The following is a 24,453-nucleotide window of genomic DNA, read 5'->3' on the forward strand; positions in this document are numbered from 1 at the left end:
CTCCATCCATCACCGAACACACGGGTTCGCATTCGTCGAACCGATACCGGAAGGGCTTTCATGCCATGAGAAGTATGCCGATAAAGCTGATGGCCGTCGCGGTGGTCGCCGCTTTCGCCTCGGCCGCTTGTGGATCCGGCGGTTCCGGTTCCAGTGGGCCCGTGTCCGGCACATGGGACGACGTCGTCGCAGCCGCTAAGGGCGAAGGCAGCGTGCTGCTGTACTCGAGCCAGAACCCCGCCAATCTCGACGCTCTGAAAGTGGCCTTCGAGCAGGAGTATCCCGAGATCTCCCTCGAATACGTCCGGGGAACCGACGCCGATATCAACCCGAAGGTCGAGGTCGAGAATCAGACGAAGCGCGGTACCGCTGACGTGCACATGCTGACGGACGCCGCGTGGATCGAGACGGCCGCCGAATCGGGCACCTACTCGACCGATCTCGTCGGCCCGGCATTCGATGCGCCGGAGTACGAACCGCAGAAGAGCATCATTTCCGACAAATTCTTCCTGACGAGTGCGGCGGTGTTCTCTCTCGGATGGAACACGACAGCACTTCCGGGAGGGCTGCAGAAGCCGGCAGACCTCCTCGACCCGGCGTTGAAGGGCAAGATCGGAATCGTCAACCCGTCCGGTATCGCCTCGTACGTCGACTTCTACCGATTCTTCGAGAAGAACTTCGGCGCCGACTATCTTCAGAAGCTCGCGGAACTGAAACCACGCATCTACCCGAGCGCACTGGGTGTCGCTCAGGCCCTGACCTCCGGCGAGATCGTCGCGACCCCCGTGGTGCAACCCCTGGTGCGGGAAAAGGAATCGGGCGCACCGGTGGACTGGGCATTGCCGTCCCCTCCGTGGGGGACCCCCTGGTTCACACACGCACTGTCCGCGGCGCCGCACCCGAATGCGGCACAGGTGCTGGCGAACTTCATGGCCACCCCCGCCGGCCAGAAGGCGCTGTCACTCGGCTACGCGAGCGCCCTTCCCGACATCGAAGGAAGCGTCGCGCGAGCCCAGGACATCGCGCTGCCCAACCCGTCCGATCTGACGCCCGAATCACTCACCGAATACCAGTCCGGCTGGGAACAGAGGTTCATCCAGTGACAACCAACGACGGGCGACTGCGTGACACCTGCGCACTCGTCACCGGTGCTGCACGAGGAATAGGCGCCGCGACCGCGGAACTCTTCCACGCCCACGGGGCCACGGTCTACCTCGGCGACGTCGACGACGAGCTGGGCGAAAGTGTCGCGGCGAAAATCGGTGCGAGAGCGCACTACCGGCACCTCGACGTCACCGACGAATCCCAGTGGACGCGCGTCACCACCGACATGGCGGATCGCGGGCATTCGATGCGTGTTCTCGTCAACTCCGCGGGCGCCGCATCCAAAGCGTCCATCATGCAGACGTCGCTCGCAGATCTACGACGCATGATCGACCTCAACCTCGTGGGCACCTTCCTCGGTCTGCAAGCCGCAGGCGCCGCGATGACCACCGGCGGGTCCGTCGTCAACTTGTCTTCGCTGCGTGGCGTCCTCGCGACTGCCGAGCTCGGAGCGTACGGCGCTTCGAAGTTCGGTGTTCGTGCCTTGACACGCGTTGCGGCGTTGGAGTTCGCGGAATCGAATATCCGGGTCAACGCGGTCTGCCCGGGCAGCATCGAGACGGCAATCACCGCCGGTGCCGACTTCGCCGACGACGACATGGACGCGTATGTGAAAAGCATTCCGCTGCAACGCCGGGGTCTACCGCTCGAGGTCGCGAAGGCCATCCTGTTTCTCGCGTGCGAGGACAGCAGCTACATCACCGGCTCCGATCTCATGATCGACGGCGGAACCTCCGCGGGCGCCAGGACTCCGAAGCGCCCGCAGCCAACCCTCGACAACCCACTCGCAACCAAGCAGGTGCCAAGGTGACATCGCAATTCCGGGTTTCCAACCTGACCAAGACCTTCGGGTCCAACACCATCGTCGATCAACTCGACCTCGACATTCAGGACGGTGAATTTCTCGTCCTGCTCGGCCCCAGCGGTTGCGGGAAAACGACCACGTTACGATGCATCGCCGGTCTCGAGACACCCGAAGGCGGGTCGATCACGTTCAAGGACCACACTGTGTTCGATGCGTCGAGCCGTATCAACGTTCCGGCGTACAAGCGCAACATCGGCATGGTCTTCCAGTCCTACGCGTTGTGGCCCAACATGACGGTGCGAGAAAACATCCGGTACCCCTTGAAGGTTCGGGGGATGAAGAGCGCCATCGCCGCCGGACAGGTCGAGACCGCAGCAGGCATGGTTGATTGCGGCGCCCTGCTCGACCGGTATCCGTCCCAGCTCAGCGGTGGACAGCAACAGCGAGTAGCCGTGGCCCGCGGCCTGGTCGCCCAACCCGACCTTGTGCTGTTCGACGAACCCCTGAGCAATCTCGATGCGCGGCTGCGTGATCAGGTGCGGTCTCAGATTCATCAACTACACCAACGACTGGGTTTCACTGCCGTATTCGTCACCCACGATCAGGCCGAGGCGTTTGCGCTCGGTGACCGACTCGCCATCATGAAGGCGGGCAAGATCGAACAGTACGACACCCCGGAGCGGGTCTACGAGACCCCTTCCTCCGACTATGTCGCGGCGTTCATCGGGATGGCGAACCGGCTCGAACTCGTCCGCCGGCACGAGGGGTGGACCACGCGAGCGGGGGCTCCCGTCGATCTCGACGCGGCCGGAGTCCAAGGCGACTACATCAGCGGCGATACGGCTCTGGGAAGGCTCCGGCCCGACGACCTCGCACTTCATCATTCACTCGACGAGGTCCGTGCGGGTGACGTCGGCTTCGTCGGCGATCTCGTCACCTCGGAGTACGGAGGCCGCTATTTCGACGTGACGGTCGATGCCGGAGGTGAGCAGTTGTTCGTCCGCGCAGATGCGGAACTGCACGGACGCTGGTTGCGTGGTGCCGCCATCGGATCTCCTCTGGTGGTGAGCTTCTCGCCCACCAAGCTGCGAGTGTTTCCGCATCCGGACGGCCACGTGGATCTCCAGGTTCCCGTGCTCGCCCAGGCCGCCCGATCGGAGGCGTGATGGCTACGGTTGCGGTGAGCCGCGGCGCACGTCCGTTCGTCGTCAGTACGGTGTGGCGTACCCGGCTCGGGTACGGCGCGCTGCTGGCGGTTCTGGCGTATCTCGTCGTGCTACCGCTCTTCCGATTGCAGTCGCTGGCGTTCGAGGACGGCGGTCGCGGATATCAAGCCCAGTACGGCCGGTACGACATCGGCCAAACCATCCGGACGACCATCGCGCTCGCTGTCTCGTCACTCGCCATCGCCATGGTCCTGGGAACGATTCTTGCGTTCGCGGCGACCAGGCTGCCACGCCGGCTGAGCTTTCTCAGGATCGTCCCCATCCTGCCCATCGTGATGCCGGCGGTGGCCAATGTGGTCGGGTGGGCATTTCTCCTCTCCCCCGGACCCGGGTATCTGAACGCGCTCCTGCGCAAGCTTCCCTGGTGGAACCACGTGGACTCCGGACCGATCGACGTCTACAGCACACCGTGGATCATCATTCTCACGGGTTTCGGACTCACGTCCTTCGTCTACCTCTTCGTCAGCGCGGGAATGCAGAACATCAGTTCCGAGCACCTCGAGGCAGCACAGATCAGCGGTTCGTCGACGCTCGGGGTGTTCTTTCGTGTAGTGCTCCCGCTGCTTCGCCCCTCCCTGGTGTACGGCGGTGGCATTGCGCTGCTTCTCGGTCTGGGCCAATTCACCGGACCGCTCCTGCTGGGACAGAACACCGGCGTGAAAGTCCTCACCACCGAAATGTATCGGCGGGTGTCCGAGTCGCCGGCGGACTTCGCCGCTGCAGCCGCGGCGGGCTCTCCGCTCGTCATCTTCGGCGTCGTGGTCGTGCTGGCGCAGAAGATGCTTCTCGGTAATCAGTCACGCTTCGTCACTCACGGGGGAAAAGCGTTCGCACCGAATACCGGTCGTTCGGCGTGGGCCGCCGTGTGCATCTCGGGATACGCGATGCTCGCACTCGTCGTTCCGTTGATCGGACTCGCCATCGTCGCCGTGTCTCCCTATTGGTCGGAGACACTGTCCTGGAATCTCTTCACACTCGACAACTTCCGGGCGCTTTTCCGGACAGCGAGCATCGTCGACTCGGTGTACACGAGTCTCCTCACCTCCGTGGTGGCGGTCGCCATCTGCGTGCCGATCGGTTACCTCACCGCCACGCTGCTCGTGCGAGGTCGCAAACACAGGGTGCTGGCAACCATCGGTGACGTCATCACCGCTCTCCCCCTGGGCATTCCAGCGGTGATCTTCGGCGTCGGGTTCCTGCTCACGTACACCCAGCCTCCGCTGATTCTCTACGGGACCAAAGCGGTCATCATCCTCGTCTACATCGTGCTGATGGTGCCCTTCTCGACCCGAATGCAAATGACGGCGATGCTGTCACTCGGAGAGACCTATGCCGAGGCGTCGGCAACGAGCGGTGCGAGCCCGTTCGTCACCAACATCCGGGTGATTCTGCCGCTGATGAGGCCCACCGTGCTCAGTTCCGTCGCGTTGATGTTCATCCTGCTGACCCACGAGTTCGCCGCCTCACTGCTCGTCCGTGCCGCCACGACACAGGTGATGGGTACGCTGCTGTTCGACCTGTGGGAGAACGGCTCCTACCCCCTGGTGGCCGCGATGGCCCTTCTCATGACCGCCGTGACCAGCATCGGTGTCGTGATCGCGATGCTCGTCGGCGGCCGAAACGTATTGAGCAATCTCTGATGTCGATCTGCCCCGCCCGATCCGAACGAGTGACAAGGAGTCCAGATGACTGTCGGCCCTGACCGACTTCGAGACAAGGTCGTCCTGCTGACGGGTGCGACCGGTGGTATCGGCGCCGAGATCGTGCGAAGGCTCGCCGACGAGGGTGCTCACGTCGTCCTGACCGATCTCGAGAAATCGGCCTGCCAGGAATTGCTCGATACTCTCACCCAGCCCGAGCGACACGCGGCGCTCGCCCTCGATGTCTCCTCCGAGGAACAGTGGGAAGACGTCGTGGCAGCAACCGAGAGCACGTTCGGCGCGCTGCACGCCCTGGTCAACAACGCCGCCATCGGCAGCGTCGCAACGGTCGACGAGGAAACCCGATCCCATTGGGATCGGGTGATCGGCGTCGGCCAGACCGGCACATGGCTGGGTATGAAACATGCCGGCCCGCTCATCGAGCGGAGCGGCGGCGGTTCGATCGTGAACATGTGCTCGATACTGGGCACCGTGGGCGGTCTGGGCAACAGCGTTGCCTATGCAGCCGCCAAAGGCGCAGTCCGGACGATGACGAAGAACGCCGCCCTGCACTGGGCGAAAGCGGGAGTGCGCGTCAACTCGCTGCACCCGGGATTCATCGGTACGCCCCCGCTGCTCGAGCGCTGGGAGGGCAGCGAGCGTCACCGCGAAATGCTGGCCGGCACCCCGATGGGCCGTCTCGGGCGGGGTGAGGAGATCGCGGCCGTAGTCGCCTTCCTGGCCGGCGACGACTCCACCTTCGTCACCGGGTCGGAGATCTACGCCGACGGTGGGTGGACGGCGGCCTGAGCGAGACAGAAGAACATGGCCTCCGCGTGATGCGGAGGCCATGTTCTTCTGTGTAGCGGCTGGAGCGTCAGCGTAGGCGGCACAGCGTCTTTCCCACGGTGCGGCCGTGCAGCATCGCGACGATGGCGTCCGGCGCCGACTCGAGGCCGTCGAACACGGTCTCCTCGACAACGAGACGACCGTCGCGGAGGTAGCTCCCGACCTCGGCCCGCATGTCGCCGAGCAGATGGTCGTAAGCACCAGCTCGGAAACCCCGCACCGTGAGGTTCTTTGCCACGATCTGAAAAAGATTGCTCGGACTTGCCGCCGCCGTGTCCGCGTCATAGGAGGCGACAGCGCCCGCCATGGCCACCCGACCGCCTGGTCGGAGGTGATACAGGGCGGCCTCGAGATGCGTTCCACCCACGTTGTCGAAATACAGATCGATGCCGTTCGGTGCCGTGCTTGCGAGGGCTCCGGCCAGGTCCGGACTGTGGTAGTCGAATGCGCCGTCGAGTTTCAGTTCGTCCAGGAGGAACCTGACCTTCTCGCCAGAACCGGTGCTGCCGACCACGTAGTGACCTCTGAGCTTCGCAATCTGGGCGGCGAGACTGCCGACCGCACCCGCGGCCGACGAGATCCACACGACGTCTCCACTCGTGAGTCCACCGATGCACTGCAATCCCACGTACGCCGTGAGCCCGGAGCTGCCCAGCGCTCCGAGATAGGATTGCGGCGGGTGCACGCTCGTGTCGAGGCGAGTCACGCCGCCGGCCCCGGCCAAGGTTTCGCTGCCCTGCCGGACCACCGCGAACTCACGGAAACCCTTGATGTGCAGAACCGTATCGCCCGGCTCGAAGCCGGGGTCGCGGGACTCGAGTACCTCGCCGACAGCCAATCCGGTCAGCGTCTCCCCGATGCCGAACGGCGGCAGGTAGCCTGCCGGGCCGGAAGGGCCGAGACGTATCCTGACGGACGGGTCGATCGACAACCACGAGTTGCGAACGAAAATCTCACCGGGCTCCAGTTCTTCGGGAACCGTCACCACGTCGAGGTGGAAGTCCGATGGCCGGACCTTCCCCTGGGGGTGGCGCGCCAGTTTCAGCTCATGACTCTGCACAGGAATCCTTCCGCACTCAGACCACGGAGAAGACGTCGCGGTCGTCTCGTCTTCGGACTGCGAGCCGACCGCGATCGACCAAAGTGTCGAGGTGCGCGAGGGTCTCACAGATGGCGATCATTTGATTGAACGGGTCGAGAGTGGAGAACGGCCTTTCGCGACGAGTCCACGTGACCGCGTCTGCGACGGCAGTCGCGGTCGCCGGCCCGAGCGAGACCAGCGCGTCGCGCATGGCCGCGAAACGCCGGTCATGATGCGCGAGAAGTTCTTCGACGCGCAGGTGCACGCTCGGTGTCGGATCTCCGTGCGCCGGCAGCAGTTGCGAGTCGGGGCGTTCGAGCAGTCGGGTCAGCGACTCGAGGTAGCGCCCCAACGGCAGATCCCACTCACCGAGTTCGAAGCCGATCGACGGTGTGATCGTGGGCAGGACGTGGTCGCCACTGAAGAGCAGCCCCTGCTGTTCATCGTGAAAGACCATGTGCCCCTTAGTATGCCCCGGCGTGTGCACGACGTCGAGTGTGTGCGGTCCGATCCGGAGCGGACCGGCCGTGAGCCAGTGGTCTGGCTGTTCCCAGTCCGAGGGGTAGAAGGGTTCCGCGGCGGTCAAGACCTCGACCGTGTCTGCCAGGAGGGGGGCACCGGCGCGGCGGAGTTCGCGCAGAGAATCCGTCGGCACGTTACTGCCGAGTGCACTGACGGCTGCCAATCCGTCGGCCTCGGCCATCCCGAGGTGGACGCGGGCGCCGTGACGACGGCGGAGTTCGATCGCGAACGTGTAGTGATCGCGGTGCACGTGAGTGACATAGATGTCGTGAATCTGCTCGGTGCTGTGCCCGATGTGGAACAGTGCGCGCTCCATCTCGTCGAAAGTCGTGTCGACTCGCCAGCCACCGTCGACGAGGGCCAGGCCGTCCTCGGTCTCGAGGGCGTAGACGTTGACCGCTCCGAGGCCGTCATCGGGCATCTGGAGGGGCACTCGATGCACACCGGGCGCCACCTCGTAGCAGCCCGGTTCCATCCAGTGCGCCCTCATGATCGACCGCTGTCCACTTCGACCATCGTTTTCTCCTCGCCCATGACGAGGATGCGCTTTCCCCGCATCTGGCCGACGTTGTCCACTGCGGCTTGCCATTCCGGGCTTGCGAGCGCGGCATCGAGGTCCTCGCGGGAGTCGAAGCTCAGAATCGAGACGCCGTCCCATTCCCGTGACCTGTCGTCCATCGCGTCGAGCACTTCGGTGTGCTGCCATCGCCGCAGCCCTGGGAGCGGGTAGGTCACGTCGGCATGTTCGCCGCGCCACCACTGGATGAACTGCTCATGGCTCCAGTCGTGCGGACGGGCGGCCAAGACGATCAAGTTGTACATCATCACTCCGTAACTGACCTGAATTTGGTTCAAATCTCGAGGGAAAGGAGAGCCACCCCTCCGCACACGCCCGCGTCACGCGCGGACGATGCGCAGGGTGGCGTCTCGAACCTGCTGGTTGAGCTGGTCGAGGGTCATGTCCCCGTCGGGTCGGTACCAACGCCACACGCTGACGACGAGTCCGAGGATCAGCCGGGCCATCAGTCGCGGATCACTGTCGGCGAATACGCCTGCGCCCATCCCCCGCGCGATGAGGAGCGACCACTCTTCTTCGATCGAGTTCACCAGCGCGCGTGAGGTCTGGCGCTCGGCCTCTTCCTTCTCGGATTGGCGGGGAGTGGCGAGCAGGTCCATATGACTCTGGAGGATGCGCCGCTGAAGGGCGTCCCGCGGGGTCGCTTCCAGAGCGCTGGTGACGGCGGCACTCAACGCCTCGACCGGGTCGTCGACGCCCTCGATCGCGGCAGCGAATCGCTCGAGTGACTGCGCCAGTTCGAGACGCATGATGGTCAGCAGGCAGTGACCCTTCGACTCGAAATAGTGATAGAGCGCCGTCTGACCGATGCCGACCTCGTCGGCGATCGACGCCCACTTCGTATGCTCGAAGCCGACCTCCCCGAAGCGTTCGATCGCGGCTGTCAGGATCAACCCGCGCTTCGAACGCGGACCATCGCGGAGCGTCATGGCTTCTACGGACACTGAATCCCCATCCATCGGTTGGTTGTCGGGTCGGTACCGGTCAGACTACCTGAACTGAGGTCAGGTCGGGTCGAATCAGCGGCTCTCGCTACTGGTGAGCAGGCGTGTTGCGAGGTCCACCGCATCCGGTCGAGACAGCTTCCCCACCCGGTTCTGCGGCAGATCGTCGATCGTGAAGACGAACTCCGGCCACTTGAACTTCGGGAACTCGATGTCCCCGAGGTGCGCAACGACCTCGTCGAGGGTAATCGGATCGCCGGTGCTCACGACCAGGGCCGCCGCACGTTCACCGAGTAGCTCGTCCGGCACCGGGACCACGCACACCTGGGACACGGTCGGGATGCGTGCGATCGCGGCCTCGACCTCGTTGATGTCGATGTTGCGGCCCCCGCGAATGATGATCTGCTTCTGGCGCCCCATCACCCGGATGCTGCCGTCTTCGGCCACTTCGACGAGGTCGCCGGTAGGCAGGAATCCGTCCGCGGTGAGTTCCGGGGGTGCGGGAACACCTGCCCGTGCATAGCCGACGAAGAGGGAGGGCCCCTTGACCTGGGCATCGCCCACCCGGCCCGGTGGCAGAGGAGCGCCGTGTGCGTCGACCGCTCGGACGACGGTCCCGGGGAAGGGACGACCGTCCCGCCCGAGCCGGACGTCCGGTACGTCCGCGGGCAGCGGGGTCGTGTGCCCGAGACACTCGGACATACCGAACACACGCAGGAACGTGGTGCCGAGGGTCTGTTCGGCGCGACCGAGCGCGCCGGCATCCATTGGACCGCCGCCGACGGTCATTGCGCGCAGCGATGCGAGTGCTCCCGCAGCGTCCGGCGCGACGGCCAGCTGAAGAGCCATGGTCGGGACGAGCATCGTCCAGGCGACCCGGTGTTCCCGGACGATCTGGAGGGCTGTCGCAGGCTTCCAGCCGTCCATGCAGACCATCGGCGCGGCAAGCATTGCGGGGAGATAGAGCCCGAAGCAGAATGCCGCTACCGACGAGAGTGGTACGAACGCCGCGACGGGATCCCCGGGTTCGAGGCCGACCGCCTCGATCGTGCAACGGCAGGCATAACGAATCGCGGATTCCGACTGCACCACGCACTTGGGATGTCCGGTCGACCCGGACGTCATCGCGATCGCAATTCCGCCGTTCCACCGCTCGACGTCACTGACCGGTGATCGCGACCAGCGCATCACCCAGCCGGCCGGTGCGGTCGCTTCCTCGCAGAACCGGTCCTCCGGTACACCCCAGTGCGCGAGCGACTGCCGGTCGGCGATCACGACGTCGGGTGTGATGTCGTTCAACGCCACGATGAATTCCGACGGGGTGGCATGCCGGCTGAACACCGCAATCAGACCCCCGCGCAGTCCGACGGCGATTGCCGCGGCGAGCGTGCGCCACGTGTTGTCAGCCTGCACGAGCACGGTCGGCGAGCCACCTGTCGCGACGTCCAACTGGGCGGCGAGCTCGGTTGCCGCCGCGACAACCTCCGCCATCGTGTGCTCCCCCGTTGCATCGACGACTGCGATGTCATCCGGAGAATTCGCTGCGCGAGCAACGAAATCGCGTGCCAGCTCCCACATTCCGCCGACCTTCCATTGAAGTGAACTAGTTTCATTATTGACTATGACACGCACCGTACCCAGCTTTCGTCCGTCACGGAATCACGACGGCTCTCCCGGTGATCTCGCCGCGCCGCAACCTCGCATACACGTCGAGGACGTCGTCCAATGGGTACGTGGTCGCCTCGACGGCCAGCAGACCCTTGTTTGCGAGGTCGACCACGGCCTCGAGGTCTGCGCGAGTTCCCCAGAACGGCGCAGTCACCTGCCAGCCCGTCGCGAGTCCGACGTCTTTGCCCACCGTGAGCCGGCCGCCGGCGCTGCCGACAGTCACCAGTCGTCCCCCGGGGGCGAGCAGCTGCGCCGCCGATTCCATCGTGTCCGGCGCTCCTACGAAATCGAAGACGACGTCAGCGCAGTGAAAGCCGGCGGTACCGGACCGAGATGTCGCAACCTCCGCAATGTCCGACACCGCCACGTCCGCCCCCAGCCGACGCGCAAGGTCGCGTGAGCTCTCACGCGGATCGACCGCAATGATCGTGCCTGCGCCCAGTGCGCGGAGAACCTGGACCGCGATGTGGCCCAGTCCCCCGACTCCGACCACCACGGAAACGGAGTCGGCGTCGACGAGATCCCGATTGGTACGAACTGCGTGATACGCCGTCAGGGCGGCATCGGCGAGTGGGGCGGCACTCTCGGGGGCGAGTCCGTGGGTGCGGACCAGGCACCGTCCCGAGGGAACGGTCATGGTGTCGGCCAGACCACCGTCGTAGCCGATGCCGTTGCCGATCGCGGCGAGACGGCCGTCCTCGCGTTTGCTCAATTCGAAGCAATAGTTCTCGCGGCCTCGGCGGCAGTTGCGGCATCGCCCGCACGACCAGACACCATGGACGACGACGGATTCGCCGATCCACGACTTGTCGGCCTCCGGGCCTGCGCCGACCACGGTTCCCGCCACCTCGTGCCCGAGGGTGAACGGGAGGGAATAGTCGAATACTCCCGCGGGTGCGTCCATCACGTGCAGATCGGATCTGCACAGTCCGGCGGCGTCGACGCGGAGGAGCAGCTGATGCCCCTGCGGTTCGGGAACAGGGATGCGCACAACGCGCGGACCGTCGCCCCAGCTGGTCAGGCGTACTGCGCGCATCGTCGGAACTGCCATGAGTGTCACCTTTGCCTACCGGGCGGTCCAGCCGCCATCGACCACCAGAGTCTGACCTGTGACGTATGACGACGCGTCCGATGCCAGGAAGAGCACGGCGCCGTCCACTTCGCCGGGGCGTCCGCCGCGGGCGAGCATCGTGTTGCGGCGCACCCAGTCCGCCGAGCGCTGGTTGCTGAACAGTCCATCGGTCATTTCCGTGTCGAACCAACCCGGCACGATGGCGTTCACGCGGATGCCGCGTCTACCCCACTGCCCGGCGAGCTCACGGGTCAGCCCGAGCACGCCGGCTTTCGATGCCGCATAGCTCGCACCGCCGATGGGTGCCGTCGAGACGAGCCCGACGACGGAGGAGATATTGATGATCGATGTTGTCTCGCCCGCCGGTGTGGCCGAGGCGACGCACGTGGCGAGATGAAAGCCCGCGGCCAGATTGACGTCGAGAATCGAGGAGAATTCCTCCGGGCTCTCGTCCTCGGCGTTCGGTCTGCCGGGTCTGCCCGCGTTGTTGACGAGGACGTCGATCCGCCCGGCCTGCGAGAGGGCCCGATCCACGAGCGCGCGCCGGTCCGAGTCCACGGTGATGTCGCACTCGACGGGGACGACCCCGTCGACCTCGCCGGCCAGCGCCGCGAGACGCTCGACTCGGCGGGCGGCGGCGAAGACCGTCGCGCCTGCCGACGCCAGCGTCCGCGCGAAGCCCATTCCCAGTCCGGACGATGCACCCGTGACGACGGCGACGCGACCGCTCAGCTGGAACAGCTCGGGTACCTGCATGTGGTTGGCTCCTACTCGTGTTCGTGGCACGCGCGCGTCAGTAGACGGCGGTGCGGCCGCCGTCGACCGGGATGACGGCACCCGTGGTGTAGCCGGCTCGGTCGCCGGCCAGATGCACGACGAGGCCCGCGATTTCATCCGGGTGCCCGAGTCGGCCGGCCGGGAGTCGGTCGATGATCTTGCCGACGAACTCGTCGTCCCAGTCCGCCGCCATATCGGTTGCGAATCCGCCCGGCATGATGCAGTTCACCCGTACCCGGGGCGCGTATTCCTGAGCGAAGGCCATCGTCAGCGCGTTGAGACCGTTCTTCGACGCCGCGTACATCGCCTCCGGCGGGCTGGGCCGCAGTGCGCCGATGCTCGAGATGTTGATGATCGAACCGCCTCCGGCCGCGCTCATCCTGGCACCGGCCACCGCCATGAGCCGGAACGGGCCCTTGAGGTTGACCTCGATCGTCTTGTCGAAGAGCGACTCGGAGACCGACTCGAGGTTCGGCGACAGCGGAGCGATGCCGGCGTTGTTGACGACGATGTCGAGACTTCCGAACTGCGTGAGAATGTGGTCGACGGCGAGTTCGATCGCGTCCCACTTCCCGACGTGCAGTGCGAGCGGTTCGGCGATGCCACCGGTGTCCCTCGTGATCGCGAGGGCCGCGGAGATGCACGCGTCCTCCTTGCGGCTCGACACGATCACGGTGGCTCCCGCGGCGGCCAGCCCGCTCGCGATGGCGTATCCGAGCCCTCGGGTGGCCCCCGTGACGAGTGCGACCTTGCCTGTCAATTCTCGCGTGGTGTTCATGCGTACTTCTTCAGTTCGAGACGCGCAATGGTGCGCAGATGGACTTCGTTCGGACCGTCGGCGATCTGCAGTGCCCGGGTGATCGCATACAGCCGGGCCAGGATCGTGTCGTCACTCACCCCGGCCGCGCCGTAGGTCTGGACGGCGTGGTCGACCACTCGATGAGCGACCTCCATGGCCGCAACCTTGATCGCGGCGACTTCCGACCGGGCGGCGGCGTTGCCGCGGGTGTCCATCAGCCACGACGACTGGAGAACCAGCAGCCGGATCTGGTCGATCTCCATCCGGCTGCGCGCGATCCACTCCCGTACCACACCGCGATCAGCGAGCGGCGCACCGAAGGCAGTGCGCTGCAGAGCCCGTCGGCACATCAGCTCGAGGGCGCGCTCGGCCATGCCGATCGCTCGCATCGCGTAGTGCATGCGCCCCGGCCCCAGCCGGCCCTGCGCAATCGCGAAACCGTCTCCCTCGGCGCCGAGCATGTGGTCGGCCGGCACCCGGACATCCGTGAACTGGACCTCGCCGTGACCGAGCCGGTCCCGGTACCCGAACATGGGCAGATCGCGAAGGACCTCGATACCGGGAGAATCCGCGGGCACCAGGATCATGCTCTGCTGCCGGTAGGTCGGAGCCTCGGGATCGGACTTGCCCATGAAGATGACGAGCTTGCAATCAGGGTCGAGAATGCCTGAGGTGTACCACTTCCGGCCGTTCAGGACGTACTCGTCGCCGTCCCGGCGGATGGTCGACGTGATGTTCGTGGCGTCCGAACTCGCCACATCCGGTTCCGTCATGGCGAACGCCGACCGGATCGTGCAGTCGAGGAGCGGTGCGAGCCACCGTGACTGTTGTTGCTCGGTGCCGTACATGGCGAGGATCTCCATGTTGCCGGTATCGGGTGCCGAACAGTTGATGGCCTCGTTGCCGATCACCGAGCGTCCGACCATCTCGGCGAGCGGGGCGTACTCGAGGTTGGTGAGACCGGCGCCCCACCCGCCGTGCGTCATGAAGAGATTCCACAATCCGAGCTCGCGCGCCTTCGCCTGCAGGTCGAGCATGACCTTGGGCTGCTCGTGTGGGTTGTCGTTCGACTTGATCTGCTCGTCGTACACGGCCTCGGCCGGATAGACGTGCTCTTCCATGAAGTTCCGCAGCTGCTCGAGCAATCGCTCGGTGCGCGCGGAGTATTCGAAGTCCACGTGAGGTCCTCTCTGTTCCGTCATCGCGTCACGCGGTGAACGGAGGTTGATCAGGCAAGTAGCGCAGTCCCGCTGCGGATGAGCTGCGCGATGGTGTCGGGCAGCCGTTCCTGGTCGGGGTCGTGGTGGCGGCCTTCGCGGTGCCGGCGCAGGTTGTGGCCCATGATCGCCGCCATCTTCAGACGGCCGAGTGCGTTGAACCAGTTCATGTCCGGCAGCGCCGGGTGATCCCCGGTGTAGAGGTCGATCAGTTCGTCCTCGGACGGCAGGTCCGGCACCGCGCGCCCCACCCCGGGAAAGTTCGCACCGTCGGCGAACACGAGGAACCAGCCCAATTCGACCCGCGGATCGCCCAGGCTCCAGATCTCCCAGTCGATCAAAGCCGCCGGCTCCGTGCCACAGGCGATGATGTTGCCGAGCCGGTAGTCACCGTGCACCAACGTCGGTGCCAGCGCCTCGGGAAGATCTGCGGCGAGGAGGCGCAGGAGTTCGTCGCCGCCGCTGACGAGGTCGGGGGGAACGGCATCCAGGGTTCGTTTCCACCGCGCCAGCTCCGCACCGGGTGACAACGGATCTCCGGCCGCCGGGATCGTGTCGACCGGCACCGCGTGCAGCAGCGGCAGCACCGCGGCCGCCCGGCGCATCCGCGCCGCCGCGACAGCCGGTTCGACCGGAGGCGAATCGAGCACCGGCTCGAGTGACTCCCCGGCCACGCACTCCATCGCGAACCACGCCGGGCCGTCCTCGTCGACGGCGACGATCCGGGGTACGGGGACCTCTGTCGCCCCCAGAGTTTCCATGATCCTCGCCTGGCGCACCATGTCGTGTCGCCCGATGGGGCGTTGCCCCTCGGGAACCGCCTTGACCACGAGGTCGCCGTCGCTGGTGTGCACCTTGTACGTCAGACCCGAATGCCCCCCGAGCAGCGGCTCGAGTGTGCCGACGTCCAGACCGGGGTTCTGCTCGCGCAGCCGATGCGCCACACGGTCGTCGAGGGTGATCGTTGCGCTCACGCGCGCGGCTCCCTCGGCAGGCCGAGCACGCGCTCGGCGAGGATGTTTCGCTGGATCTCGTCGGTACCGCCCGCGATGCGATACCCGGGCGCGCCGAGCACATGCTCCGTCCACGCGAACGTTCCCCACTCGCCCGAGTCGGCGATCAGATCGCGCCCCAGCAACAGCCGGACGACTTCCGATGTACGTGCCATGGTGTCGGTGGCGAGCAACTTACCCACCGATGCCTCGGGACCGGGGTCCTTGTCGGCGACGACTGCCGCGGCCACCCGCATACCGGTCACCCGCTGGACGTAGCTGCGCGTCACGAGATCCGCGACCTTGTCACGTTCGATTTCGGTCAGCTGCCGGTCGAGGTGATGGGCCAGTTCGACGGCGTGATCGGCATTGGCCAGACCTAGGTTCCCGGCGTCGAGTCGTTCGGCTGCCAGTACCGTCAGGGCGACCGGCCAACCCTCCCCCACCGGCCCCAGCCGGTAGTCGTCCGACAGTTCGACGCCGTCGAGGTAGACCTCGTTGAAGGAACTGCCCCCGGTCATCTGGCGGATGGGCCGGACGGTGACTCCCGGAGCGTCCATCGGGATCAGGAAGACGGTGAGGCCTGCGTGTTTGGTCGCGTCGGGGTCGGTGCGGCACACCGCGACCCCGACGTCGGCGACCCGGGCGCCGGACGTCCAGACCTTGTGCCCGGTAATCGTCCACCGGCCATTCCGTTCGACTGCCCTCGTCCGTACCGCGGCAAGGTCGGATCCGGCTTCGGTTTCCGAAAACAGCTGGCAGGCAATGATGTCGGTCCGAAGCATCGCACGCACATACCGCTCGCACTGTTCCGGTGTTCCCCATTGGGCGATCGCCGGAGCGACCAGTTGCTGAGTCACCGAGAACATTTCGGTCCGGCGCGGCACGTCGAATGCGTTCTCCTCCCGCCGGAACGCGAGCACGTAGGACATCGGCAGACCACGGCCACCGTACTCGGCCGGCCAGTTCATCGAGCCCCAGCCGGCGTCGAACTTCGTCTGTTCGTACGCCCGGATATGGTCGGTCTCGTCGCGCTCCTGCTCGGCCGTCCAATTCTCGAAGACGGCGACCGAGTCGGATCCCACTCCCCATTTGATCTGGGTGCGCGGTTCCGCGACAGTTCTCAGCCACGCCCGCGCTTCATCCACGAACTGGTCCAGGTCGGGCATCGTTGCTTGATTCATGGCTCTTCCTCAGACGGACAGGACGGTGCAGGCACTGATTCCGGGCGCACCGTAGACGTGGGTGAATCCGACGCGCGGGTGTCCGGGAACCTGCCGGGCACCGGCCTCCCCGCGCAATTGCGTGACGATCTCGTGTATCTGCCGGAGGCCGGAGGCACCGATCGGTTCCCCGTTGGCGATACATCCGCCGTCGGTGTTGATCGGGATTCGGCCGCCGATCTCCGTCTCGCCGGCCGCAATCAGTTTTTCTTGTTCGCCGTGCTCGCAGAATCCGCATTCGGCCATGTGCATGATCTCGGCACCGCTCTCCGTGTCCTGGAGTTGCGCGACATCCACATCCGAGGGACCGAGTCCGGCCTGCTCGAATGCGGCGGCGGCGGTGGACGTGCTCACACTCGACGGGGTTCCCTGGCCCTGAATCGACGGACCGAACACCTCGAAGGAACCGAACCGGCGGGTACCCGCCGAGATTCCCCGTATGTGCACCGGTCTTCCGCCGAGGCGCCGGGCGGCGGCCTCACTCGCCACGACCACGGCGGCTCCGCCCTCGCCGGGCGAGCAGAACATGTATCGCGTCAGCGGGTCGTTGACCATGTCCGCTGCGGCGATCGTCTCAGCGGAAATCGGTTCGCGGCGCCAGGCATTCGGGTTCAGCGAGCCGTTGCGATACGCCTTCTCCGCCACGGCGGCCAGAGTCGGTGCGCTGATCCCGTGTTCGCGCATGTAGCGCGCGATCTTGATGCCGAAGAACTGGGTGGTGACCATCAGGCCTGCCTCGCCGTAGCCGACGGGCAGACCCCAATCCTGCGGTGCCGGGTCGAAGGCGCCGCGCGGATGCTTGTCGAAGCCGACCGCGAGTGCGATGTCGGCGGCCCCCGAGCGAATCGCGTTGACGGCCGACACCAACGCACTACCGCCGGTCGCGCAACCGTTCTTGACGTTGGTGAAAGGTATGCCGGTGAGCCCGAGCTCGGCGACCAGGGTGTCGGCGAGCCCGGACCCGTCGCTGCCACCGAATGCGACCTGAACATCGGTCCACGCGATGCCTGCGTCGGTCAGCGCGGACGCAATTGCATCCAGCGCCAGCCGGCGGCCGCTCTTGCCCGGCTGACGTCCGAACTTCGAGAGTCCGGCCCCGACGATCGACACGGCGGACATCAGCGGATCTCCTTCAGATAGGCGTCGGTGGCGAAGTGGGGCACCGGTGCCGTGGCGATCAAGGTCACCGGCGCCCCGTCGTCCAACTCGTCGAAGTCGTGGCATTCGAGCACGGCTTCGATCCTGATTCCCTCGGGGAGTTCGACGTATCCGACGGCGAACGGCGCGAAGCCGTTCGGCGGCGGGACGTACGGCGGAGATTTCGGGGCGAACCGCTGAACCGTGTACGCCCAGACCGTTCCGCGTGTGCTCAGAGTGAACGGCGACATCGCCGGTCGTGAGCACTGCGAGCACAGACTGGCGGCCGGGAACGCGACAGTCGAGCAGTGGGAGCACCGGCTCGCGCCGAGCGCCGGCGCGGTGTGTGTCTCGCCCATCCTCATCCTCTCCTCGGGATTCGTCGTCGGTGTCGGATCAGCGACCGACCCAGACCGGCTCACGCTTTTCGAGGAAGGCGTTCACGCCTTCGCGTGCGTCCTCGGACTGCAGCGCATTGCCGACGGCGAGGTGCTCCATCACCATCAACGACTGGATGTCCGCGTCGAGACCGCGGTCGATGCACATCTTGGTGAGCTTCATCATGAACGGGCTCTTGTCGACGATCGGGGCGATGAACTCGGCGACAAGCTTGTCGAGGTCTTCGGCCGGCGCCGAGGCGTTGATCAGGTCGAAGGCCTCCGCCTCCTTGCCGGTCAGGAGTTTCCCGGTCAGCATGAGCTCCTTGGTCTTCCGAATTCCGATCATCCGCGGGAGCCGGTAGATCGGGCCTGCCCCACCGAACAGCGCGCGGCGGATGTGGAAATCGCCGATACGAGCGTCCTCGGCGGCGACGGCGAAGTCGCAGGAGATCATGAGCTCGAAACCGCCTGCGGTGACGAAGCCTTCGAGGACCGCGACGGACGGCGTGTTCATCGAGTACAGGCGGTCGCACACCTTGGCGGACAGCACGGCGACGTCCATCGCGGTAGTGGAGCCGACGTACTTCTCGCGCAGTTCGTCGAGATCGAAGCCCGAGCAGAAGGTGCCGTCGCGTCCACGCAGGACGAGCACCTTGAGGCTGGGGTCGTTGTCGACCTCCACGATGATCTCGTCGAGGCGATGCAGCAGCTCGACGGTGACCGCGTTCTTCTTGTGCGGGCGGTTGAGCCATACGCGGGCGACGTCGCCGTCCTTCTCGAGCACGATGTGGTCGGTGTCCACCATGTCGGTGTCCTTTCGAGGGGAGAAACTGAACTGGATTCACTTCAGTTCTACTGGGTGGGGGATGGTCCGTCAATAGGGCGGAGCAAGAGGTTTCGATTCAGCCGGGGGGAGGTGCCGGGATTCAGAGCCCGACGAGATCCGCGACGCGTCTGCGGTGCGCCCGTGAATCACCCAGAAGCGGTTCGTCACCGAGCGCGCGGCGAACGTAGGAATGCGCCGCATGTTCCCAGGTGAAGCCGACACCGCCATGCAATTGCACGGCCTCGAGGGCGGTGCCGATCGCGGCCTCGGTGCAGATTGCCCCCGCGACCGCGGCCGGGAGCGCCGCGGAGTCCGGGTCTTCCGAGAACACGGCGGCCGCATACCGCGCCGCCGATCGAGCCTTCTCCAACTCGACCAAAGTGTTGGCCAGTCGATGCTTGACGGCTTGGAAGGAGCCGATCGCTCGCCCGAACTGGTGGCGCTGCATCGTGTAGTCCGTTGTGCTTTCGAGTAAACGATCGACGATTCCCACATGTTCGCAGGCCAGACCGATCACTCCCAGGCTGTGCAGTGATGCGGCCGTCCGCAGTGCGTCGCGGGGTCCGACGAGACGCACGGCGTCCGCGTCGTCGAAGAGCAGATTCGCCTGCCGCCGACTGGGATCGATGACCGGAAGCTCCGTACGCCGCATCGCGGCGGCACGCAGATCGACCGCATAGAGGCCGGGCCCCTCGTCACCGCGCCCGAGTAGCACGACGATATCGGCCGCGCCGCCCTGCACGACGTTGGTCGCGCGGCCGGACACCGACCAGCGACCTCCGGCTCGGGTGGCGTCGACGAAATCGGTGTCCGGGCTCAGAGCTGTCACGGTGGCGACGAGTTCGCCCTGGACGACCCGCCCCAGCAGGTCGTCGACCTGCGGGCACCGGTCGGCCGCGAGCAGGGCGCGCACTCCCAGCGTCGCGGACGTGAGCACCGGTTCACAGACCAGCGCGCGCCCGCATTCTTCGAGAACGATCCCGAGTTCGACCACGCCGTAACCCAGGCCCCCGCGATCCTCCGGCACCGCCAGCGCGGCGACGTTCATCTCCTTGACGAGAAGCGACCACAACTCGGGGGAATAGCCGATCTCGGACTCGGCGGCGAGACGGCCGGCCTCGAGCGTCGAATGTCGATCCAGCAATTGGCGGACTACGGCCCGGATATCGTCGTGCTCGGCGACGGGCGTCATCGCCGGGGGTTCGGTCTCGGGCCAGGGACGGGCGTGGGGGGACGGCATGGAACTCTCCTCTGAATTGACGTGAGTTCAGTTTAGTTTCGCGGAAGCTGCCGCGGCAAGAACCCTCGACAAGCCGCACCGGGTTGAACTAAGTTCATTTCATGACCGATGCACTCGTGATCGAGCGGTACTACGCGATCCTCGACAGCGGCCGGATCGACGACGCGGTGGCCCTGCTCGACGAATCGATCGAGTTCGCCATAGTCCTCCCGGGTACCGTCCGCCGGGGGTACAGCCGCGCCGACATGCTCGACTACCTGAAGGGACGGCCCCCGGTCGATCGACGACACGTGCTGCTCCGAACGAGCAGCGCCGGCGACGTCCAGTTCGCCTACGGTTCCGTCGTGGAAAACGACGTGAAGACGACCGGCTACTTCCTTGCCGCGATGCACCTCGACAGCGACGGCGCCATCGATGCGTACGAGGTGTCGTTCGATACGGAATTCAGCATTCTCACAAAGGAGTTGGCCCATGGGAAGCGCGACTGACCTGAACGAGACGACGTCTGCGACACCCGTGCTGGTCGCGTGGTTCGCGATCATGGATTCGGACGATCCCGACCGCGTCCTGAACATGATCACCGACGATTTCCGGATGTCGGTGCAATTCTCCACAGGCGGTGGGAATGCCGCCGAGTTCGTCGGGGATCGCGCCGGACTCGTCGAGTACCTGCAGCAACGCGAGAAGAGTGTGCTCGTACACGAGATCCTCGCGGGAGCTCGTGTCGGAGAGGTCGAGCTGGCGCTGGGACGCACCACGCGGAACGGCGATTTCGAGGCCTCGTTCAACACCTCGGCGCAGCTCGACGGATCGGGCCGCGTACGGAGGTTGCTGATCTGCCGCACACCCGAAATCTCGTTCGACCTCTGAACCCCCTGTGAGTACTTATTAACCGCGGGCGGTTAATAAGTACTCACAGGGGGGTTTCGGTCAGGACGTGAGGTCGTACAGGGTCACGCCGTCGACGGTGACGGCGGTGAAGTTCTCCTGCACCCAGGTGGAGATCTCCGATGCCGTTCCGTCGCCACCCATTCCGCCGCCTCGGCCGCCGGAGATGAAGTAGTGGATCTTGCCGTCCGCCACGTACTGCTGGAACTGCTCCAGCGTGGGTGACGGATCGCTGCCGTTGAAACCGCCGATCGGCATGACCGGGTCCTCGGTGGCCAGCTGGTATCCGGATGCGCTGTTGGATCCGATGGCCGCTGCCACCCAGGTGTAGTTGCCGGAATCCTGCTCGAGCAACGACACCAGTTCCGCGCCTGGGGTGCTACCGGACAGCAGTCCCCCGGCGGCGCCGCCCATGGCACCCATACCGCCCATGCCGTCGGTGGCACCTGCCGTCGCACCGTCGATTGCGCCGGGTGCGGTGGTACCGCCGGGCATTGCCGGTGCGGTGGCACCGTCGGTGCGGCCGCCCATGCGTCCGGCACCGTCCATGCCGCCGGGGCCGCCCATTCCGCCGGGGCCGCCGCGCGCGCCTTCGACGTTGGGTCCGGCCGAGACGATCGAACCGGTGTGCGGCGTCGCGATCGTGTCGACGGCGTAGGCCGTCGGTCCGGCGAGCCCGGTGAACAGTGCGGCCAGCGTGACCACGGCAGCGATGCGGCCCCGGGTCAGCGCCGGGATCAGCACGGCAACCGCGGCGACGACGCCGACGACGACCACCGCCCACTTCAGCCACGGCACGAACGACGCGCTGCGGCCGAGCAGAACCCACGACATGGCAGCGGTGGCCAGCAGTGTCACCGCGAGAACCGCCCGCACCCACAGCGCGTCCCGTCGACGCCACAGCGTCACCGAACCGATCGCCACCAGCGCTGCCACCGCGGGTGCGAGCGCGACGGTGTAGTACGCGTGGAAGATGCCCGCCATGAAGCTGAACGTCAGTCCGGTGACGAGCAGCCACAACCCCCACACGAGGAACGACGCACGCTGGGTGTCGACGCGAGGCGCCCTGCCGCGCAGCGCGAGACCGGCGACCAGCAGGATCAGCGCGGCCGGGATCAGCCAGGCGATCTGACCGCCCTGAGCCGACTCGAACATGCGCGTGATGCCGGTGCTGCCCCACATTCCGCCACCGCCGCCGGGGCCACCTGCGGGGAAGTCGCCGTCCGTCATGGCCTCGCCGGCACCTCCCATCGCCGCAGTGGCGTCACCGCGACCGCCGCCGGGCGTGACGCTGCCGGTCTCCTCACCGTTCAACCGGCCGAGACCGTTGTAGCCCAGCGTGAGTTCGAGGATCGAGTTGTTCTGCGAACCGCCGATCCAGGGCCGCGACGACGCCGGCCACAGTTCGACGATCAGCAGCCACCAGCCCGCGGAGACGATCATCGCGCCGAGCGCCGCGAAGCACTGGGCGAGGCGTTTGCCGAACTTCGGCGGTCCCGCGACGAGATAGGTCAGAGCGAGCGGCGGGACGACGAGCATCACCTGAAGCTGCTTGGTCAGGAATCCCAAACCGACGAACACGCCGGTCAGCACCATCCACCGGGTGCGTCCGTCCTCCACGGCCCGCAGCATCGCCCACACGGAGGCGATCATCAGCAGCACCAGCAGGGCGTCGGGGTTGTTGAATCGGAACATCAGCACCGCGATCGGCGTCAGCGCGAGCACGAAACCCGCGAGCAGACCGGCCGGGGCGCCGAACCACCGCTTCACCGTGGCGTACAGCAGGGCGACGGAACCGACACCGAGCAGGGCCTGCGGTACCAGCATCGCCCACGAGCTGAGCCCGAAGATCCGGACCGACAGCGACATCAGCCACAGCGACATCGGCGGCTTGTCGACGGTGATGGAGTTGGCGGCGTCGGAGGATCCGAAGAAGAACGCCTTCCACGACTCCGAACCCGCCTGGACCGCGGCGGCGTAGAACGAGTTGGCCCAGCCGGAGGCGCCGAGCCCCCAGATGTACGCGACCGCGGTCCCGGCCAGCAGCGCGGCGAGCGCCCAGGGCTCCCACCGCCTCCGGGCCGGGGGTGGTTCGGCCGCGTCGACCTTCGGTTGTTCGAGGGTCGTCGTCATGCGTGAGCTCCTTCGGGGCGTGCGTTCCGGAACACCCAGCGAAGGGCTATGAAACGGCTGATGGTGGCAACGAGATTGGCGAGAACGAGGACGGCGAGTTCGACGTGCTTGGACACGTCCGGGGCCGCCGAGTGGAGGACGTACAGCGAACCGCTGGTGAGGAGCAATCCGAAGGCGAACACGAGCAGGCCCTGCATCTGATGCCGGGCCGCGCCTTCGGATCCGCGGACACCGAACGTGAACGCGCGGTTCGCGGCCGTGTTGAGCACGGCGGTGACGAGCAGTGAGACGGCGTTGGCCCACTGCGCGCCCATGATCGGATGCAGGATCAGGTAGAGCAGCGCGTACGCGACGGTCGACGCGATGCCGATCACGGCGAACCGGGCCAGCTGCCCGACCATGCCGCGGGGAACTCCGGGCACCAGCGGCTCGCGACCGAAACTGTCGCGGAGGCTGCCGAGCGGCAGCGATCCGGTGGACAGGGCCCGGCCCACCCGCCACACCCCCTTGAGGTCGGCGACGGCGGTCGCGACGATGTCGACGCGACTGTCCGGGTCGTCCACCCAGTCGACGGGGACCTCGTGGATGCGCAGGCCTGCGCGTTCCGCGAGCACCAGCAGCTCGGTGTCGAAGAACCATCCGGTGTCCTCGACCAGCGGCAGCAGGCGCTGCGCCACGTCCGCCCGCATCGCCTTGAACCCGCACTGGGCGTCGGAGAACCGCGCGTGCAGGGCGCTGCGGAGGATGAGGTTGTAGCTGCGGGAGATGAACTCGCGCTTCGGGCCTCGGACCACCCGCGACGAGCGGGCGAGACGGGAGCCGATCGCGAGGTCCGAGTGCCCCGACAACAAGGGCGCGATGAGCGGCATCAGGGCGTTGAGGTCCGTCGACAGGTCGACATCCATGTACGCCACCACCTCGGCGTCGGAGGCACTCCACACCGCACGCAGAGCGCGGCCTCGCCCCTTCTCGTCGAGGTGGACGACGTGGACGCCGTCGATCTCGGCGGCCAGCCGGTGGGCCACGGTGAGGGTGGCGTCGACACTGGCGTTGTCGGCGATGGTGATGCGGGCGGAGTAGGGAACGTTCTCGTCGAGGTGCCGCCGCAGCCGGCGCACGCAACGTTCGAGTCCGGCTTCCTCGTTGTAGACCGGCACGACAACGTCGAGCACGGGCGCGGTCTCGGAGGTTTCGGGGGTCTCGAGTCGTCCCATGGCGCCCGGTGCGCGGGAGAGGGAATTCGTCGTCATGCGTCCAAGATTCGTCCCGTACGCTCCGATGACTCTGGACGGAGGCTGGGAGTTTCCTGTGCGCTTCGCGCCCGTGAGTACTTATTAACCGCGGGAGGTTAAT

24 protein-coding genes are annotated in these 24,453 nt (G+C 66.2%); 7 read left to right on the forward strand and 17 right to left on the reverse strand.

The window, feature by feature from the left end:
* Positions 1–65 precede the first annotated feature (65 nt).
* From OYT95_RS12850 to OYT95_RS12870, 5 genes are read left to right on the forward strand one after another with little or no spacing between them, the layout of a single operon-like run.
* Positions 66–1,103 carry an ABC transporter substrate-binding protein gene (locus OYT95_RS12850; RefSeq protein WP_268791618.1) on the forward strand — a complete coding sequence of 346 codons (1,038 nt, stop codon included), beginning with the start codon at positions 66–68 and terminating at the stop codon, positions 1,101–1,103.
* On the forward strand, positions 1,100–1,915 hold the full coding sequence (locus tag OYT95_RS12855) for an SDR family NAD(P)-dependent oxidoreductase (RefSeq protein ID WP_128639963.1): 816 nt from the start codon (positions 1,100–1,102) through the stop codon (positions 1,913–1,915). Before OYT95_RS12850 ends, OYT95_RS12855 begins: the two co-directional genes overlap by 4 nt.
* Positions 1,912–3,075 (forward strand): ABC transporter ATP-binding protein, encoded by a 1,164-nt coding sequence (locus OYT95_RS12860; RefSeq protein WP_112301288.1) that lies wholly within the window; start codon positions 1,912–1,914, stop codon positions 3,073–3,075. The genes OYT95_RS12855 and OYT95_RS12860 overlap by 4 nt, the downstream gene beginning before the upstream one ends.
* Positions 3,075–4,775 carry an ABC transporter permease gene (locus tag OYT95_RS12865; RefSeq protein WP_128639964.1) on the forward strand — a complete coding sequence of 567 codons (1,701 nt, stop codon included), beginning with the start codon at positions 3,075–3,077 and terminating at the stop codon, positions 4,773–4,775. The genes OYT95_RS12860 and OYT95_RS12865 overlap by 1 nt, the downstream gene beginning before the upstream one ends.
* Positions 4,776–4,820: 45 nt before the next feature.
* Complete coding sequence (locus OYT95_RS12870; protein ID WP_268791619.1) at positions 4,821–5,585, forward strand: SDR family NAD(P)-dependent oxidoreductase; 765 nt, start codon at positions 4,821–4,823, stop codon at positions 5,583–5,585.
* A gap of 67 nt (positions 5,586–5,652) precedes the next feature.
* Here the strand turns inward: OYT95_RS12870 and OYT95_RS12875 are convergent, their stop codons facing one another.
* From OYT95_RS12875 to OYT95_RS12945, 15 genes are all read right to left on the reverse strand, one after another.
* Positions 5,653–6,684, reverse strand: a complete 1,032-nt coding sequence (locus OYT95_RS12875; RefSeq protein ID WP_268791620.1) for an NADP-dependent oxidoreductase — start codon at positions 6,682–6,684, stop codon at positions 5,653–5,655.
* A 16-nt stretch (positions 6,685–6,700) separates the two neighbouring features.
* Positions 6,701–7,702: an MBL fold metallo-hydrolase gene (locus OYT95_RS12880; protein ID WP_268792239.1), complete on the reverse strand. Its 1,002-nt coding sequence runs from the start codon at positions 7,700–7,702 to the stop codon at positions 6,701–6,703.
* Between the two features lie 11 nt (positions 7,703–7,713).
* Positions 7,714–8,049: an EthD family reductase gene (locus OYT95_RS12885; protein WP_174233859.1), complete on the reverse strand. Its 336-nt coding sequence runs from the start codon at positions 8,047–8,049 to the stop codon at positions 7,714–7,716.
* A 75-nt stretch (positions 8,050–8,124) separates the two neighbouring features.
* Positions 8,125–8,733, reverse strand: coding sequence for a TetR/AcrR family transcriptional regulator (locus OYT95_RS12890; RefSeq protein WP_268791621.1), 609 nt, complete (start codon positions 8,731–8,733; stop codon positions 8,125–8,127).
* A gap of 90 nt (positions 8,734–8,823) precedes the next feature.
* Positions 8,824–10,326, reverse strand: a complete 1,503-nt coding sequence (locus OYT95_RS12895) for a class I adenylate-forming enzyme family protein (RefSeq protein ID WP_268791622.1) — start codon at positions 10,324–10,326, stop codon at positions 8,824–8,826.
* Positions 10,327–10,399: 73 nt separating this feature from the next.
* A complete protein-coding gene (locus tag OYT95_RS12900; RefSeq protein WP_112301357.1) occupies positions 10,400–11,467 on the reverse strand; it encodes an NAD(P)-dependent alcohol dehydrogenase in 1,068 nt (355 codons plus the stop codon).
* A 15-nt stretch (positions 11,468–11,482) separates the two neighbouring features.
* Positions 11,483–12,244 carry an SDR family NAD(P)-dependent oxidoreductase gene (locus OYT95_RS12905; protein WP_112301296.1) on the reverse strand — a complete coding sequence of 254 codons (762 nt, stop codon included), beginning with the start codon at positions 12,242–12,244 and terminating at the stop codon, positions 11,483–11,485.
* A gap of 37 nt (positions 12,245–12,281) precedes the next feature.
* Positions 12,282–13,043 (reverse strand): SDR family NAD(P)-dependent oxidoreductase, encoded by a 762-nt coding sequence (locus OYT95_RS12910; RefSeq protein ID WP_268791623.1) that lies wholly within the window; start codon positions 13,041–13,043, stop codon positions 12,282–12,284.
* The gene (locus tag OYT95_RS12915; protein ID WP_112301297.1) at positions 13,040–14,242 is read right to left on the reverse strand and encodes an acyl-CoA dehydrogenase family protein; all 1,203 of its coding nucleotides are present in this window, start codon (positions 14,240–14,242) and stop codon (positions 13,040–13,042) included. Before OYT95_RS12915 ends, OYT95_RS12910 begins: the two co-directional genes overlap by 4 nt.
* 50 nt (positions 14,243–14,292) lie before the next feature.
* Positions 14,293–15,255, reverse strand: a complete 963-nt coding sequence (locus tag OYT95_RS12920; RefSeq protein WP_268791624.1) for a phosphotransferase family protein — start codon at positions 15,253–15,255, stop codon at positions 14,293–14,295.
* Positions 15,252–16,457 (reverse strand): acyl-CoA dehydrogenase family protein, encoded by a 1,206-nt coding sequence (locus tag OYT95_RS12925; RefSeq protein ID WP_235214533.1) that lies wholly within the window; start codon positions 16,455–16,457, stop codon positions 15,252–15,254. Before OYT95_RS12925 ends, OYT95_RS12920 begins: the two co-directional genes overlap by 4 nt.
* A gap of 9 nt (positions 16,458–16,466) precedes the next feature.
* Complete coding sequence (locus OYT95_RS12930; RefSeq protein WP_112301300.1) at positions 16,467–17,615, reverse strand: thiolase family protein; 1,149 nt, start codon at positions 17,613–17,615, stop codon at positions 16,467–16,469.
* Positions 17,615–17,992, reverse strand: a complete 378-nt coding sequence (locus OYT95_RS12935) for a Zn-ribbon domain-containing OB-fold protein (RefSeq protein ID WP_128639972.1) — start codon at positions 17,990–17,992, stop codon at positions 17,615–17,617. Before OYT95_RS12935 ends, OYT95_RS12930 begins: the two co-directional genes overlap by 1 nt.
* Positions 17,993–18,029: 37 nt before the next feature.
* On the reverse strand, positions 18,030–18,818 hold the full coding sequence (locus OYT95_RS12940; protein ID WP_112301302.1) for an enoyl-CoA hydratase/isomerase family protein: 789 nt from the start codon (positions 18,816–18,818) through the stop codon (positions 18,030–18,032).
* Positions 18,819–18,939: 121 nt separating this feature from the next.
* Positions 18,940–20,079, reverse strand: coding sequence for an acyl-CoA dehydrogenase family protein (locus tag OYT95_RS12945; protein ID WP_268791625.1), 1,140 nt, complete (start codon positions 20,077–20,079; stop codon positions 18,940–18,942).
* Positions 20,080–20,180: 101 nt separating this feature from the next.
* On the opposite strand from OYT95_RS12945, the gene OYT95_RS12950 reads away from it, so the two are divergent.
* Both OYT95_RS12950 and OYT95_RS12955 read left to right on the forward strand, forming a co-directional pair.
* Positions 20,181–20,567 (forward strand): hypothetical protein, encoded by a 387-nt coding sequence (locus tag OYT95_RS12950; protein WP_112301304.1) that lies wholly within the window; start codon positions 20,181–20,183, stop codon positions 20,565–20,567.
* Positions 20,551–20,949, forward strand: coding sequence for a hypothetical protein (locus OYT95_RS12955; RefSeq protein ID WP_268791626.1), 399 nt, complete (start codon positions 20,551–20,553; stop codon positions 20,947–20,949). The genes OYT95_RS12950 and OYT95_RS12955 overlap by 17 nt, the downstream gene beginning before the upstream one ends.
* A 60-nt stretch (positions 20,950–21,009) precedes the next feature.
* Here the strand turns inward: OYT95_RS12955 and OYT95_RS12960 are convergent, their stop codons facing one another.
* Both OYT95_RS12960 and OYT95_RS12965 read right to left on the reverse strand, forming a co-directional pair.
* The gene (locus OYT95_RS12960) at positions 21,010–23,100 is read right to left on the reverse strand and encodes an ArnT family glycosyltransferase (RefSeq protein ID WP_268791627.1); all 2,091 of its coding nucleotides are present in this window, start codon (positions 23,098–23,100) and stop codon (positions 21,010–21,012) included.
* On the reverse strand, positions 23,097–24,350 hold the full coding sequence (locus OYT95_RS12965; RefSeq protein ID WP_268791628.1) for a bifunctional glycosyltransferase family 2/GtrA family protein: 1,254 nt from the start codon (positions 24,348–24,350) through the stop codon (positions 23,097–23,099). The genes OYT95_RS12960 and OYT95_RS12965 overlap by 4 nt, the downstream gene beginning before the upstream one ends.
* Positions 24,351–24,453: the final 103 nt, after the last annotated feature.

Source organism: Rhodococcus sp. JS3073 (assembly GCF_026810085.1).
Lineage (GTDB): Bacteria > Actinomycetota > Actinomycetes > Mycobacteriales > Mycobacteriaceae > Rhodococcus_F > Rhodococcus_F wratislaviensis.

Excerpts from the sequence above, each read along its gene's own strand:
- OYT95_RS12850 (WP_268791618.1), top strand. The coding sequence starts at position 66 with ATGAGAAGTATGCCGATAAAGCTGATGGCCGTCGCGGTGGTCGCCGCT.
- OYT95_RS12865 (WP_128639964.1), top strand. The coding sequence starts at position 3,075 with ATGGCTACGGTTGCGGTGAGCCGCGGCGCACGTCCGTTCGTCGTCAGT.
- OYT95_RS12870 (WP_268791619.1), top strand. The coding sequence starts at position 4,821 with ATGACTGTCGGCCCTGACCGACTTCGAGACAAGGTCGTCCTGCTGACG.
- OYT95_RS12880 (WP_268792239.1), bottom strand. The coding sequence starts at position 7,702 with ATGGAACCGGGCTGCTACGAGGTGGCGCCCGGTGTGCATCGAGTGCCC.
- OYT95_RS12885 (WP_174233859.1), bottom strand. The coding sequence starts at position 8,049 with ATGTACAACTTGATCGTCTTGGCCGCCCGTCCGCACGACTGGAGCCAT.
- OYT95_RS12890 (WP_268791621.1), bottom strand. The coding sequence starts at position 8,733 with ATGACGCTCCGCGATGGTCCGCGTTCGAAGCGCGGGTTGATCCTGACA.
- OYT95_RS12895 (WP_268791622.1), bottom strand. The coding sequence starts at position 10,326 with ATGTGGGAGCTGGCACGCGATTTCGTTGCTCGCGCAGCGAATTCTCCG.
- OYT95_RS12900 (WP_112301357.1), bottom strand. The coding sequence starts at position 11,467 with ATGGCAGTTCCGACGATGCGCGCAGTACGCCTGACCAGCTGGGGCGAC.
- OYT95_RS12905 (WP_112301296.1), bottom strand. The coding sequence starts at position 12,244 with ATGCAGGTACCCGAGCTGTTCCAGCTGAGCGGTCGCGTCGCCGTCGTC.
- OYT95_RS12910 (WP_268791623.1), bottom strand. The coding sequence starts at position 13,043 with ATGAACACCACGCGAGAATTGACAGGCAAGGTCGCACTCGTCACGGGG.
- OYT95_RS12925 (WP_235214533.1), bottom strand. The coding sequence starts at position 16,457 with ATGAATCAAGCAACGATGCCCGACCTGGACCAGTTCGTGGATGAAGCG.
- OYT95_RS12930 (WP_112301300.1), bottom strand. The coding sequence starts at position 17,615 with ATGTCCGCCGTGTCGATCGTCGGGGCCGGACTCTCGAAGTTCGGACGT.
- OYT95_RS12935 (WP_128639972.1), bottom strand. The coding sequence starts at position 17,992 with ATGGGCGAGACACACACCGCGCCGGCGCTCGGCGCGAGCCGGTGCTCC.
- OYT95_RS12940 (WP_112301302.1), bottom strand. The coding sequence starts at position 18,818 with ATGGTGGACACCGACCACATCGTGCTCGAGAAGGACGGCGACGTCGCC.
- OYT95_RS12945 (WP_268791625.1), bottom strand. The coding sequence starts at position 20,079 with ATGCCGTCCCCCCACGCCCGTCCCTGGCCCGAGACCGAACCCCCGGCG.
- OYT95_RS12950 (WP_112301304.1), top strand. The coding sequence starts at position 20,181 with ATGACCGATGCACTCGTGATCGAGCGGTACTACGCGATCCTCGACAGC.
- OYT95_RS12955 (WP_268791626.1), top strand. The coding sequence starts at position 20,551 with ATGGGAAGCGCGACTGACCTGAACGAGACGACGTCTGCGACACCCGTG.
- OYT95_RS12960 (WP_268791627.1), bottom strand. The coding sequence starts at position 23,100 with ATGACGACGACCCTCGAACAACCGAAGGTCGACGCGGCCGAACCACCC.
- OYT95_RS12965 (WP_268791628.1), bottom strand. The coding sequence starts at position 24,350 with ATGACGACGAATTCCCTCTCCCGCGCACCGGGCGCCATGGGACGACTC.